Source organism: Leuconostoc aquikimchii (assembly GCF_040838325.1).
Classification (GTDB): Bacteria; Bacillota; Bacilli; order Lactobacillales; family Lactobacillaceae; genus Leuconostoc; species Leuconostoc aquikimchii.
This window is the reverse complement of sequence record NZ_JBFPER010000001.1, coordinates 83,308-97,356: the sequence shown is the minus strand read 5'-3', so window position 1 is coordinate 97,356 and position 14,049 is coordinate 83,308. Positions and strand designations below refer to the sequence as shown.

General features: G+C 35.3%; 16 protein-coding genes and 1 pseudogene. 4 read left to right on the top strand and 13 right to left on the bottom strand.

Annotation, left to right across the window (positions count from 1 at the left end):
* Positions 1–148: 148 nt before the first annotated feature.
* The 8 genes from AB3K24_RS00585 to AB3K24_RS00550 all read right to left on the bottom strand — a co-directional run bounded on the left by AB3K24_RS00585 (position 149) and on the right by AB3K24_RS00550 (position 7,178).
* Complete coding sequence (locus tag AB3K24_RS00585; protein WP_367973186.1) at positions 149–802, bottom strand: histidine phosphatase family protein; 654 nt, start codon at positions 800–802, stop codon at positions 149–151.
* 5 nt (positions 803–807) lie between these two features.
* The gene (locus AB3K24_RS00580) at positions 808–1,524 is read right to left on the bottom strand and encodes a glycerophosphodiester phosphodiesterase family protein (RefSeq protein WP_367973184.1); all 717 of its coding nucleotides are present in this window, start codon (positions 1,522–1,524) and stop codon (positions 808–810) included.
* Positions 1,525–1,530: 6 nt separating this feature from the next.
* On the bottom strand, positions 1,531–2,859 hold the full coding sequence (locus AB3K24_RS00575) for an ABC transporter substrate-binding protein (protein WP_367973182.1): 1,329 nt from the start codon (positions 2,857–2,859) through the stop codon (positions 1,531–1,533).
* Between the two features lie 33 nt (positions 2,860–2,892).
* Complete coding sequence (locus AB3K24_RS00570; protein WP_367973180.1) at positions 2,893–3,711, bottom strand: carbohydrate ABC transporter permease; 819 nt, start codon at positions 3,709–3,711, stop codon at positions 2,893–2,895.
* Positions 3,701–4,468 (bottom strand): carbohydrate ABC transporter permease, encoded by a 768-nt coding sequence (locus AB3K24_RS00565; protein ID WP_367973178.1) that lies wholly within the window; start codon positions 4,466–4,468, stop codon positions 3,701–3,703. Before AB3K24_RS00565 ends, AB3K24_RS00570 begins: the two co-directional genes overlap by 11 nt.
* Positions 4,469–4,613: 145 nt before the next feature.
* On the bottom strand, positions 4,614–5,699 hold the full coding sequence (locus AB3K24_RS00560; protein ID WP_367973176.1) for an ABC transporter ATP-binding protein: 1,086 nt from the start codon (positions 5,697–5,699) through the stop codon (positions 4,614–4,616).
* Positions 5,700–5,924: 225 nt separating this feature from the next.
* Positions 5,925–6,782 (bottom strand): alpha/beta hydrolase, encoded by an 858-nt coding sequence (locus AB3K24_RS00555; protein ID WP_367973174.1) that lies wholly within the window; start codon positions 6,780–6,782, stop codon positions 5,925–5,927.
* 36 nt (positions 6,783–6,818) lie between these two features.
* Positions 6,819–7,178 (bottom strand): winged helix-turn-helix transcriptional regulator, encoded by a 360-nt coding sequence (locus AB3K24_RS00550; protein WP_367973172.1) that lies wholly within the window; start codon positions 7,176–7,178, stop codon positions 6,819–6,821.
* A gap of 130 nt (positions 7,179–7,308) precedes the next feature.
* Here AB3K24_RS00550 and AB3K24_RS00545 point away from each other — a divergent pair.
* Both AB3K24_RS00545 and AB3K24_RS00540 read left to right on the top strand, forming a co-directional pair.
* Positions 7,309–7,494, top strand: a pseudogene (locus AB3K24_RS00545) (aldo/keto reductase); the annotation flags it as partial.
* A gap of 56 nt (positions 7,495–7,550) precedes the next feature.
* Positions 7,551–8,033, top strand: a complete 483-nt coding sequence (locus tag AB3K24_RS00540; RefSeq protein WP_367973170.1) for a VOC family protein — start codon at positions 7,551–7,553, stop codon at positions 8,031–8,033.
* 539 nt (positions 8,034–8,572) lie between these two features.
* Here the strand turns inward: AB3K24_RS00540 and AB3K24_RS00535 are convergent.
* The 3 genes from AB3K24_RS00535 to AB3K24_RS00525 form a co-directional block, all read right to left on the bottom strand.
* A complete protein-coding gene (locus AB3K24_RS00535; protein ID WP_367973168.1) occupies positions 8,573–9,163 on the bottom strand; it encodes a type 1 glutamine amidotransferase family protein in 591 nt (196 codons plus the stop codon).
* Positions 9,164–9,620: 457 nt separating this feature from the next.
* Positions 9,621–9,749: a hypothetical protein gene (locus tag AB3K24_RS00530; protein WP_367973166.1), complete on the bottom strand. Its 129-nt coding sequence runs from the start codon at positions 9,747–9,749 to the stop codon at positions 9,621–9,623.
* Positions 9,750–9,999: 250 nt separating this feature from the next.
* On the bottom strand, positions 10,000–10,374 hold the full coding sequence (locus AB3K24_RS00525) for a MerR family transcriptional regulator (protein ID WP_367973164.1): 375 nt from the start codon (positions 10,372–10,374) through the stop codon (positions 10,000–10,002).
* Between the two features lie 96 nt (positions 10,375–10,470).
* On the opposite strand from AB3K24_RS00525, the gene AB3K24_RS00520 reads away from it, so the two are divergent.
* Complete coding sequence (locus tag AB3K24_RS00520; protein ID WP_367973162.1) at positions 10,471–10,836, top strand: carboxymuconolactone decarboxylase family protein; 366 nt, start codon at positions 10,471–10,473, stop codon at positions 10,834–10,836.
* Between the two features lie 99 nt (positions 10,837–10,935).
* Here the strand turns inward: AB3K24_RS00520 and AB3K24_RS00515 are convergent, their stop codons facing one another.
* Positions 10,936–12,138, bottom strand: coding sequence for an MFS transporter (locus tag AB3K24_RS00515; protein ID WP_367973160.1), 1,203 nt, complete (start codon positions 12,136–12,138; stop codon positions 10,936–10,938).
* Positions 12,139–12,205: 67 nt separating this feature from the next.
* Positions 12,206–12,856 (bottom strand): TetR/AcrR family transcriptional regulator, encoded by a 651-nt coding sequence (locus tag AB3K24_RS00510; RefSeq protein WP_367973158.1) that lies wholly within the window; start codon positions 12,854–12,856, stop codon positions 12,206–12,208.
* A 181-nt stretch (positions 12,857–13,037) separates the two neighbouring features.
* On the opposite strand from AB3K24_RS00510, the gene AB3K24_RS00505 reads away from it, so the two are divergent.
* Positions 13,038–14,021, top strand: a complete 984-nt coding sequence (locus AB3K24_RS00505; RefSeq protein WP_367973156.1) for an aldo/keto reductase — start codon at positions 13,038–13,040, stop codon at positions 14,019–14,021.
* Positions 14,022–14,049: the final 28 nt, after the last annotated feature.

The window sequence follows — 14,049 nt, the reverse complement described above, 5'->3', positions numbered from 1 at the left end:
ATAGTAACAAAAAACGCAGCAGTTTATCACAGATTCATTACCTGCAATTCACCACTGAGTTTTCTACTTGTCTCAATTGTGCTAGGTATATGTTACCCAGCACATGATAGTTCCCACATTAATAATCGATGCTGATAAACACACTTTATCAGTGGCATTGATTATATTTTTGTAATGTCAAATTCAAAACATCGGTCATTTCAAATAGTGATATAGAAGCGTTAGCAGGATTTTCATAATAGTGATTTTCTGTTCGCGCTGCTAGTTTGCGAATCACGGCACCATGTGTGACGACTAAAATGTTATCCCCATCATCAGAGTCTGACCAAATCTGTTCTAATCCTTGCTGTACACGTGTCCAAAATGTCGTGGCATCTTCAGCATCATGTGTTGGATCGGATTGTTTGACTTGATTCATAATCTCATCTTCATCAACATATGCAGCAAGCTCACTATCGTTTGCGACGGGCTGTGTCATATCCAACAAACCGGCCAATTGATTTAACCTATCCCCTTCAAAAGAACCGAAAAATTCTTCACGAAAATAACTTAAATAGGCTAATGGTATTGATTTGCTATCATCATTTTCTGATAATATGAGCTTAGTTGTGCATTTTGCGCGACCCAAGTCGCTAGAATATATGCTAGACAATTGTAAATTATTATTAATCCACTGACCAACATGCGTAGCTTCTAACACACCCTTCTCTGTCAATAAAGAATCTGACCAACCTTGTATCTTGTGAGTAGTATTAAAATAAGTTTCACCATGCCGAACAAAATATAAGTTAATTTTTTTCATTTTGGTTACTGTACGCTATCTCGCAACTGATCGGCTTTCTCAAAATCATCTGTAAACAAACCACCTAATTGCTGTTCAAATGCCATGGTCATTTCTACTTCAGAATTAACTGTCCAAATACGTTGTAAAACAGGCGCATCTGATACAACCTTGCGATCTAAATGCAATGCGTTTAAGTGATTAGTAGCCATAAATTGCTGTGGTTTATTAATTTTATTACCGCTCAAAAATGCCAAGTTTTGGGTGTGATCTAGTTGATATAAACGTTGTAATGTGAATATATTAAACGATGACAATACAACTCGCCGACTTAAATCGTATTTTTTAAGCAAATTTAATACGATTTTTTCTATGCCAGGATATGACAAATAATCTGTTTTTAACTCAACATTTAAAAAAATATTAGTATGGTTAAATATTTCAAAAACTTCTTCTAACGTTGGGATACTCTCATGCTTACTGACAAGTTGCTGATGTCTGTTACTATCATTTATCAGATGGACATTTTTTAACTCTATGGCATTAAAATTTTTAATGTAACCTGTGCTGTTAGTTGTGCGATCTAATTGTTCATCGTGCATGATCACAGGTACATTGTCCTTAGTTAAATGGACATCAAACTCAACAGCTTCGCCCTTTTGCGCTAGATATTCAAATCCAGTCCTTGAATTTTCGATAAATTTTACAGGAATACCTCGGTGTCCAAAAATGGTTGTCTTCATTTTATGTTATTCCCCAGATTGTTCATTAGCATCTTTAATATCAGCCGTTGTTTGCTTAACTGCTTTGCTTAGTTCAGAATCGACATCTTTACCGTTGATAACATTTTCCATTGCATTTTGCGTGTTCACACGTTCCTTAGGCATAGACGTAATCAAGGCACCAGCACTAGCAGCATTAATTGTCGTAGCCTTTAGTTGCTCAACTGGTGCTGCCAGAATAGGCGTGTTTTTGAAAGCATCTTTCAAAATTTTAGTATCATAAGATTTGTTATTAACCGCAAAGTAACCTGTGTCAATTGACCACTGTGCTTGTTCCTTAGCCGATGTCGCAAATTTTAGAAAATCAAATGATCCCTTTTGTGCTTTAGTAGATTTACCTTTAGAAAGCCAAATACTTGCGCCGCCAATGACAACACCGTTGGCTTTGACATTTTTAGGACGAGGCAAGTACGTCACCCCAACATCAAATTTAGCATCTTTTTTAATATTACCTAATGAAGCCGACGAGTTCATAAACATATCAATTTGACTAGACGTAAAGGCAGACAATTCTGTGTCTCCCGCATTAGCACCCGTCCCATAATCAACCAACGTCCCAGCGTCTGCATTTGTTTTAATCCAATTTAAAATATTTTTACCAGCTTTGTTATCAAACGTCGCTTTAGTTGCTGTTTTTTTACGACCATTGCCATGATTCACCAAAGTCTGATTCTGATTGGCTAATAACTCTTCAAAAGTCCAACCATAAGGCAGAATCGACAATTTTGCACGACCACTTTTTTCCTTTAATTTTTTGGCAGCATCAGTGACCTGTTCGTATGTTGGACTTGTTGGCAAGTCAGCAATGCCCGCCTCTTTAAAGGCGTCTTTATTATAATATAGAACGGGCGCACTCGAGTTGAATGGCATAGAGTATAATTTGCCATCGATTGTGTAATAGTTTAAAATGTTTTTACGCAAATTTTTGGTGTTGAACTTGTATTTTTTTATAAGTGTTTGCATGGGTTGAATCATGCCTGATGTTGATAACTGTTTGGTCGAAATCTCGTTTGATTGAAACAAATCAGGCGCCTTACTGGTACCACCTACAGAAAGAAATTTGGGTAATGCTTCAACATACTGCCCTTGAAACTCAGGTATCACTTTGTACTTCGTTTGTGAGGCATTATAATCAGTCACAACACGATCAATGGCTTGTGCGTTTTGACCTGTCATCGAATGCCAAAACACAATATTTTGACGTTTATTGTCGGCAGCATGAACCTGCGTTAATGGTAACACTGCACCCAAACCAATTGTTGCAAGTGCGACGTACTTTGTTGTATTTCTAAACATGTGATATTCTCCCGTTTATATAATATGTCATCATTATTTAATAACACCATTTGTTAAGCCATTTTTAAAGTACTTTTGGCCTAAGAAAATAATTAATAGTGTGGGTATAACTGAAACTATCGTAGCGGCCATAATGAGTCCCCAGTTACTTGCAGTATCTTGCGAACGGAGTTGTCTGAGGCCAATTTGTACGGTTCTAACATTGTCATTCGTTGTTGCAATGAGTGGCCATAAATACATATTCCAGTTCGTTAAAAAGCTGTATAAGGCAAATGTAATAATATTTACCTTTGTGTAAGGCATAACGACACGCGTCGCAAATTGCCAGTGATTCAACCCTTCAATATCACTTAAATGCTTAAGTTCAATAGGCACTTGTTCGAAACTTGTTTTCATCATGAAAGTACCAAATGCTGAAGCTAAAAACGGCAAGCCTATCGAGGCATAGGTATTTAGTAAATTCAGATCACGCATAGTCGCAAAATTTGGAATTATTTGTGCTTCAAATGGCAACATCATGGTGCTTAAAAATAAAATAAATAACGTCTTCTTAAATCTAAAATTCAAAAATACAAACGCATAAGCAGCCATAACAGACAGTACAACTTGACCAATCATAACTAATCCCGACACGATTAAACTATGCATTAAGAATCGGGCCATTGGCGTATTGGTGAACACTTTAACATAATTTTCAAATTCTAAATGCTGTGGTAATAGATTGCCTTGCGCAATTGACTGACTAGATGATAAGCTCAACGAAATACCTAAAAACAAAGGTAATAACAATAGTAGTGCTAAAATCAGCAATAATACAAAACGGCTATTTTTTTGAAAACGACTACTTTGCATTGCGACCTTCTCTCTTGTTTTTCACATAAAATTGAATAAGCGTGAACAACATGATTATTAACGTTAAAATAACTGATTGTGCACTCGCACGACCGATATTATGATTGACAAACGCATCTTGGTAAATGGCATAAACTAACAGATTAGTGTGATAATCTGGGCCACCTGAAGTCAGTATATCAACCTGACCGAAAGTTTGAAAAGCATTAATCAACGTCACAACGGTGACGAAAAAAATAGTGGGTCGCGTCGCTGGTAATGTTATTTTTCTTAATCTCAACCACCAAGATGCCCCATCTAAATCAGCGACCTGGTATAAATCTTGCGGAATGGCTTGAATTGCGCCTAGCAGAACTAAAAATGCAAAGCCAAGATTCATCCAGACTGTTGTGCCAATGATTGCGATAAGTGACCAAGTCGGATCAGATAACCAATTAATCTGAGGTAAATTCAGTACGGTTAGTATTTTACTGAATAAGCCAATTTGCGGATTAAACATGAATAACCATAAAATGGAAGCCACAGTAACCGAAACGCCCATCGTTGACGAAAACATGGTCCTAAAAATTGCGATGCCTGTCATTTTTTGGCTGGCCGCAATGGCCATAATATAAGAAATAAATAATGTGAGTACCGTAGAAAACAAAACAAAAATTAAAGTGATGGTAAATGACGTGATGAAACTATCTGATTTAATGAGGTTGACAAAATTTTTTAAACCAATAAATTTAATTGGATTCCCCACGAGATTAGTCAATTGTGTACTCAGATAAAATGTTTTTATCATTGGATAAAAAATAAAAATGCCTAAAATAATAAGTGACGGTAACAGAACAATAGTGCTAATATATTTTGATGAGATACTTGTGTTACGCGCGTTTTTGTCATATTTTTCAATCTAATTACCCACCAACAGCTGCTGCTAGCTCAGACTGTCCTACTTTGATTAATCGGCCATCTTGTGTGAATAGTAATACTTTATCCAATAAAATATCAAAATTAATCGCATCACCAACGCCCAAATGAATTTGTTCATTCACCTTAACTCTAAAGGGCGTATCTAGACCAAGGTTAATTTCTAAGTTTGTCCCGTCACCTAAAGGTTCAATATGAGCGATAGTGCCTGCCATTTTACCAGATCGTGTCATCACAATATTTTCTGGGCGGACACCTAGTTTAAATGTGCCATTAATATGTTCCCAATTGAACGGCATCGCTACGCCATTTTTCATTTTCAGGATGTCATTTTCAATATTAACATCAATGAGGTTAATTGCTGGCGAACCAAAGAAATCAGCTACAAACGTATTGGCGGGTACATTGTAAAGCTCAAGCGGTGACCCTATTTGCTCGATTTTCCCTTTATTGAGTAGCATGACTTGGTCACCCATTGTCATTGCTTCAGTTTGATCGTGTGTGACATAAATCACTGTGATACCAAGTTGTTGTTGTAACAAGCGAATTTCTTTACGCATTTCTGCACGTAATTTTGCATCTAAATTAGATAATGGTTCATCCATCAGTATGATTTTGGCATCAGATACGAGTGCTCGGGCTAAGGATACGCGCTGTCTTTGACCACCTGACAAATTTCCCGGTTTTTTATTCTTGTATGCCTCTAAATGCACTAAATCTAATACTTCCTGCAACTTTTTTTGTCTCAAGGCTTTTGCTGTATGTCGTGCTGTTAAGCCAAATACTATATTTTCAGATACTGTTAGATTAGGCATTAATGCATAATTTTGAAAAACCATCGATAAGTTTCTATCTTTTGGGGGGAGTCTCGTGACATCTTTCCCATTAATCGTGATTATGCCCTTATCTATCGGAATGAATCCTGCAATCGCATTTAAAATCGTGCTTTTACCTGATCCTGATGCGCCCACCAGTATATAAAATTGCCCATCTGCAATTGTCGTGTTAATATCTGTGAGTACCTCTTCTCCATTTTCATACGTCTTTTTCAAATGTTGCAATTCGATTGACATACCTACTAGCCTCTTCCGTTCCGCATCGATGACACTTTATTTTGTTAACACGTCAACTATACCAAGCGTTTGTAAATGATTAACATGAAACATGTAAATATTTTTGAGGATTATCTAAACGATTACAGATTGCGCCGCAGCCTAATTCCACACAAAGCAACAGACCAGACTCATAACGCAAACAAAAAACAGGCTGAAAAATTCAGTCTGTTTTTGTGTTACTAACTAGTCGAAAAGAAAAGCATTCAGTGCTTGATCAACTGCCTTATTCTCATGTAACTTACTATGTTGCGCATCTTTCCCAGTAATTTTTAACTCTTTATAGGACTTCGTACGAGCAGAAATCAAGTAACGCAATGATTGTGACGATGCATTACTAACTGAGCCATCAGAATGACTACCATCGTTTTTATCACCAAATATATTTAGAACGCTGACTTGGTTTTTAGGATAACTTGTCCTTAGTTTCAGTAATTCCTGATAAGTAGCATTCATTTTTTGTGGTTTGCCTTGGCTATCCAACACCATTTGATTGGCTTTATCATCTCTACCTAAGATACCATTGAAATGACCGGCAATATTAACTTGCTTTGCTAGTTTAGGTAATTTATCATTACTTGAATGATCTAATACATAAAAGACAATCGACATATTGCCCATGGAATGACCAACCGCATTAAATTCCTGAATCTTATATTGTTTTTGTAGCGCAACAAGCACATTTTTTAGCCATTGCCCATCTTGATGATAATTCGTATTTCTGTTGTTTTCATAGTTGACTTCAACTAAAGGATTTTTTGCCTTTTTGTCAATCACACCACTTAATTTTACTGTCCCATTTTTCGAGACATTGGCTCTAATAATGGTATTTGAATCACCCTTTTCCACCAAATAATGGGTCATCTGTTGCTCAGCTTTGTAACTGCTACCATATCCGTGAAAAAAGAGGGTCGGTGTAATGGTGCTTTTTGTTGCATCCCCAGCTGATTTAGTCACCCCTTTGCTAGCATGAGCATACCCTATTAGAAATATGAGCAACACGAGTGCAACTGGTATTAAAATTTTCTTATATTTTGTCATCATTGTTTTCTCCCCTGTGATTATTGTATCACTTCACCTTTATAACGTTTCATTTAGCAGAATAACATGCTCACCTTTAGCTTTTAAGGTGTTCACATGCATTTCTCCCCAGGCACACAAGTTGTCAAGTAATTCACCCAATGTCTCGCCATAGTCACTTAATGAGTATTCCACTTTCGGAGGGACTTGATTATACGATTTCCGATAGACAATATTAGCCTCTTCCAATTCACGAAGTTGTTGTGTCAGCATTTTTTGACTTATTCGTGGGATTTTTCGACGCAAGTCACTTGGTCGTAACGCAGAATGACGTAAATTACAAAGTATAATCGGCTTCCATTTGCCACCGATCACCGCCATAGTCGCCTCTACACCAATGTTATAAATTTTATCTGCCAATTTTTGTCACCTTTCTCTTGCTATGTCTAAAAATAACATTTAAGTATGTATAGTACAAAAAAGTATGTACTATACATAAGTACTTTTACATTATAAACTATATACACAAGTAATAGGAGGCTTGGCTTACATGATTAACTCATTAACAGATACTGTGCTACGTAACAATGGACAAAAAATCCCGAGTATCAGTCTAGGTGTCTTTCAAATTCCAAACGAAGATACTGCTAAAATAGTTGAAAAAGCGATTGTTTCTGGCTATCGTTCAATTGATACCGCTGCAATTTATGGTAATGAGGCGGGTACTAGCATTGGCCCAGATCCAGATATATTTGATTTCAAATAATCCATACAAAAAAAGGAGTAGTCAACATGACAGAATCAACCACAGGTTTTTCAGTAATCAATCATATTGGTATCACTGTAAGTAATTTAGAAAATTCAATCATATTTTATGAGGCATTAACAGGGAAAAAGATAGCAAATAAAGATGAAATCGGCGGCAAGCGTATGGCAGAAACACAAGGATTGGACGACACATTAATCAAATTCGCCAATCTTCATCTAGATAACGTCAACATCGATATTCTAGAATATGTTGAACCAAAACCAAGTAAAGCGCATTATTCAAATGGCCAAATTAGTGCCATGCATATGTGTTTTGAAGTTGATGATATCGATGCTGCGGTTGCTCGCTTAAAAACTATTGGTGTCAATCCCGACGGTAAACCCATATTTTTTGAAACACAAGATGGGTTAAAAAGTGGCTTTGGTACCGGCGTCGCTTATTTCACTGATCCGGATGGTACAAATCTTGAATTAATTGCACCAAAGGGGCCATTTACTCGCGGATAACCACGATATAGTTAATTTCAGAAATGAATAATTAATCGTATTAAAAGAATGGTCGGTAATCACCATTCTTTTAATTTTCTTTCCCTAAAGGCGATAATTTAGCCATAATTCCTGCACATGTGCGAATGATACCAGCAATCATAATGATTATAACCACCTTGACACTGCTGACTTATTAATCCAAAAACTAACCAATTATTTTAATCAACAAGAAAAAGATTATTATCACCGTGCACGACTTTTTAATCTACAAGGGTTGGCATTATATCTACAAAATAAAAAAGAGTTAGGCTTAATATTAATTAAAAAATCAAACTTAATCTCATATCTCTCAGAACACAATTCGAATTTCATTAATAACGAGAAACATTACTTGTCAAAGTATCTAACAACCGATGACTTAAACAAGGTGTTTGATTTTTCAGACATAACAGGCTAGCATTGAATAAAAAGCATTGGCTGATCTGAATTGATTGCTTAAACAACTATTTCTAAGTCGCTGGCCCACTGATAACCAACTGCATACTTGATTCTAAAATTCAATTAAATGGATTCCCATACTTAGCACAATATTGATAAAAACCTATTTTATATAAATCAATATTTTTATCTATTTGTGCACTATTCTTAAAACAAATCATTTTTAATACTGCTTGGGTGAATTCTAATGATGCAGTCCCGTTCGCCGTTACTAAATTTTGATCTCTTACTACTTGTTTTTCAATAAAATCATTTTTATTTTGATATTGGTCAAAATTTTGCCATAGATATTGCGCATTACCGGTGTGTTTAAAATGTGTCAGTAAACCATTTTTAGCCAGGTAATCGACCGCTCCACATATTGCACCTACCGGTTTATTATTCGCTAATCTTTCAGCAATTAATTGCCTTAAGCTGTTATTTTCGAGAGACCAAGAATTACCACCAATTAATATCAAAAGGTCACTGTTAACAGGTATCTGTTCTAATTGATAATCAACTAATGTTTTTAAGCCGCCAATCGAAACAACTTCCTTTTTAACGGAGGCAGTTTTAACGTCCCAATCTGATTCTACGTTCAACATACTTGAAAGATGTGCACCTTCCCAATCAGCATAGTCATCTAACATTAAAAAAACTGCTTGTTTCATAAAAAACCGCTTTCAGTTAAAAATTTATTAGTTTGCTATAGCTCTCATAATTCAAACTTTTGAGAGCCATGAAACCTTCCTATACTATTCTTATTATAATCCAATCCGCGAAAAAGAACAAACGTTCGCGCCATTGCTGTTAACTTTACATACTCGTCATTCTGCTTGAATACATTTACTAATTTCAAAAAAATTGCCCATTATTTCAATAAGTAAGCAATCCCTATAGCGAGTAAACAGATCATCAAAAATACTACTGTAAACAAAGTCACCACACCAATTTTTTGAAAAAATTTGGTACTAACTTGGCGATTTCTTTTCAATTGCTCTAATGGTTTACCCTTTGAAAAAGCGATAATTTCCGCAAACGTGCTGACGTCTGCGGATTTTTTTAACTTTTCTATTTTGAATGTGCTAAATATACCGAGTACCAATAAAAAAAGTGGTACCAGTAGACTCACTGTAACCCTCTTAACCAAAAAACGCCACCTAACGACAAGGCAGTTAACACAAATGAAGTCATCATAATGGCCGCATATTGATTCATTTTATGACGACTGTCGTTGTTTTGTAATTCGTTTTCCATGAACACTAAGTCTCCTTTGACTAAATCATCTAAAGAAACGTCAAAAATGACAGTAAGCAACAAAAGATTGTGAATATCAGGATAACTTTTATTTGTTTCCCTAATTTCATTAATGCGTTTCCTTTCTGTTTCATCTAATGTACCGTAGAATCGTTAATTTTTCAGTCAAAAGTAGTTGTTATAGGTTATACACACTGCCAAAATCATTTGACAAAGCGTACTGAATGACTCAAAAACCATCATTTATGTGTTACGCCTCGTTTTTAGCAGTGATTTGTGCATAGTACTGCTTTTTCTTTTGTAAAAAATCAATATGGCCTTGTATTTTCTCTTGTTCCTCATGAAGTATCTGCTCTTGTTGTTCTAAAATGGCGATTCTTGCTTTAATTGTTTCATGTCCCTGCTCTCGTAATTTAGCATATGTCATAATTTTAGCAAGTGGCATACCAGTTGCTTTAGCGCGTTTAATAAACTCAATCCAATTTAACTCCTTGTCAGTAAACAGACGGTAATTATTTTCTTGCCGAACTGGTTTCAACAGTCCTAATGTTTCATAATAACGTAAAGTTGGGATTGATAGTCCTGTCATAGCAGCGACTTCTGATATTTTATAAGTTTTGGTCATTTATAATTGCCTCTTTTTAAATGTCATTATCGCTTGCTATAAAGTTTACTTGATAGTTTATACTTATTTTATCATATGAAAACAGGAGAAAATATTATGGATAATTACGAAAATGGTTTAAAAATACGTGAATCAGTCATTGGCAAAGAAGCGAGTCAACTCGTTTCAGATAGTTTAGCAGACATCGCACCGCTTTTGAATCAAAAAACTTTATTGGCATTTGATGAAGCTGACCAACGAAAAACTTTAGATATGAAACAACGAGAGATGATTACCCTGACGACATTGCTCACCCAAGGCGACACAGCAAGTCAACTTAACATTCATATTCAAGGTGCTTTAAATGTTGGCGTAACACGTGATGAGATTGTTGAAATTTTTATTCATTGCTTACCCTACGTCGGCTTTCCAAGAGTTTTAAACGCAATTTCCATAGCAAAGCAAGTGTTTAGTAACCAATAAGGTCTATTTATTATTCACACTTCTAACATAATAAAACCCGATAACCTGCACATTATGTGTCAGTTATCGGGTTTTAGTTGTTGAAGCAATCAAAATAAATCATCTACTACGTTCATGAAGAAAATTAAATACGACAATACTCAAGTTCAAACCAGCAATAATGAATAAACTAGTCATAATGTTTGCTAAATGTTTTGTAGCAAACAATCCGGTAATGATTGGCATTAAGAAAAATGCCACACTACCAAAGAAAAAATAAAGACCTGTGAGTCGACCAGCAAATTTTGAATTATGTGCAATTAATTGGCTTAATCCTAGTTGCAATGACCCACCGGCAGCAGAAATACCAAAAATAAGACAACCGAAACTGGCAAGCCACATCTCTTGGCTTGAAACAACCACAGCCAAACCTAATATTGTCCCAATAGCCGTTAAAACAAGTAATGTGGCTTCGCGTATCCACCTTTGATTGGTAATTAAAAACAGTAATCCCACACCAATTAACGACCCAACACTATAAAAAGTCATGAGCAAATGTGAATTAACAGTCGTAAATGACTGCACAACATGAAAGTACCGTGTAACCCACTGCGTAAAATGAAGCATCAACCACATCGAACTAAACCCATAAACTAAGAAAAGTATTTTTGTGATATCCCACTGCCATTTAACTTTAGTTTTAATGATTTTTGACGTTACCTGAGCTTTTGTATAAAATGTTTTAGATTTAATGGACAGCATGATGCCAAGATTTACAATTAAGATCGCAGTTGCTAACCAATATAACCAGCCAAACCAAATTTTTTGATTAATCAATGTCACTAATATGATGGGCAGTAACCCTTCGCCCAATGAAATCATTGCTTTAATTAAGACGTTACCACTCGACTTACCGTGATTGATCTCTAGTAACGTTGGATATGCAACTGCATCTAAAGCCGCATTAGCTAAGCCAGCCAAAGTTGTAACGATAATCGCTAAAAAAATGGTGTGTGTTAATGGTAATAATGTAAAAAACAAAATATACGTCATTGCTGCTATACTGAGCAGTTTCTTTCGATCTAAATGATCCGATAATTCTCCTAAAATTGGATAAGCAATGAGTTTTCCAATGCCAATTGCCGAAACCACAGCAGTTGCACTTGCAATAGAACTTTGCCACAATGTGCTCAATTGCTGGACCGTCTGTGCTAAGATAATTAACGCAAAACCTTGCACAATGTAACTCAGGTAAATAACTAACCGTACCTTAAAATGACTGGTTTTATGCCCAGTCGTTGTCTGTTGCTTTATTTCTGCCATTTAAACTTCCCTTTATTGATTTCATATGCGTACTTTTTTGGATAATCATTTCATTTTAACATGATTACTAAATTAAGTTTTGAGTAATTTTATGAGCTAAATAATCAATTTTTTTCGCCATAACATGGTCATCAACGAGACTAATTTTATCTGGTCTAAACAGCTGTATTTTTTTAATGAGATAGTATTCTGAAATAACATCTCTTACCGTTAAATTATTTGCCATCAAAAATGAAATATTTAACATGCTACGTAATATTTCATCTTGTTTAATCGCAATTATGCCATTAATGTTATTAAAAATACCATGCTTAATGCCCTCATTGTAGAAATTTAAAATGTCACTATTCCGTACTTTTAATGCGTCATCCAAAATGACATAATTTTCCGGATAAGCCATCTTAACTTCTGTCATAAAAATTTCTGTACAATATTCAATTAATAAGACAGATTGCTCGAATATTTGTTGAAAGCAGTTCGCAAAATCTGATATATCAGTAATTTCTGTGGTTTTGTGTATAAATTCAACACACTCACTAATCATAAAACTAATAATCGCTTCTTTGGTAGAGAAATACTTGTATAAGGTTGCTCTACTAACGCCCATTAACTTAGCTATTTCATCCATTGTTAACGACTGAAAACCATTTTTTCTTATCTGTGGCAATACTTTTGATAGTAACTTAATTCGTGTTTCTTGCGTTTTTGTATCATCCATTTAAACTTTCCTTTATTTTTATTATACTTATTTTTGTTGCAAAAAGACATTAAAATATACTGTGTATACAAAAAAGACACTTTTTGTATACATTATTTATTTAATTGTGTTAATATATAAGTAAGAAGTTAGTATAAGAACTATTTCTCACTATTATTTTGTTTTGAAAGGAATTGATAACATGGATAAAATTACTTTAGGCACTCAAGGTCTACGCGTTTCAAAAATTGGACTAGGCGGCATGGGATTTTCAGTCGCTTATGGCGCATCTGATCCTCAAAAGGGTGTAGATGTGATTCGTGAAGCCTATCACCTTGGTGTTAATTTTTTTGATACCGCTGAAGTATATGGTGATAATGAAAAAATTGTTGGAAAAGCTGTTAAGCCATTTCGTGATGACATTGTTTTAGCGACAAAATTCGGATTCGACATGTCTGCTAAACCCATCACTTCAAAATTTAATAGTCGGCCCGATAACATTCGAAAAGTTGCTGAAAATAGTCTTCTTCAACTTGGTACCGATTATATTGACGTATTTTATCAACATATTCCAGATCCAGACGTGCCAATTGAAGAAGTAGCTGGTGTTGTTGGTGATTTAATTAAAGAAGGTAAAGTTAAATACTTTGGACTAAGTAATTCAGGTTCCGATAGCATTCGTCGTGCAAACAAGATAACACCTGTTTCAGTGTTACAAAGTGAATATTCAATCTTTGAACGCGAACTTGAAGATAGACATATTATAGAAACACTGCAAGAATTAAACATTGGTTTAGTACCCTACGCACCATTAGGTAGAGGCTTCTTAACTGATGCTGTTAAACCAGCAAGCGAATATCCGGAAGATGATATGCGTCGCCATGACGAGCGTTGGAACGAAGAAAACTTCAAATACAATCTTAACGCCGTCAACCAATTAAAAGCATTTGCAGAAAATAAGCATATTTCTGTTGCGCAATTAGCATTAGCTTGGTTAATGAATCAAGATTTAAATGTCGTACCAATTCCTGGAACGCGTAGTATTAAGCGGTTGCAAGAAAATATAGGTTCTACTCAAGTAAAACTTTCACGTCAGGACCTAGATGATATTCTAGCTATATTGCCAAACGGTTCAGCAGGAAGTCGTTACCCAGCTGGTGTGTTAGAAAATTTCACGAGAGAATAATCAAGTAAGTCACAGTGTAGCATAGTAA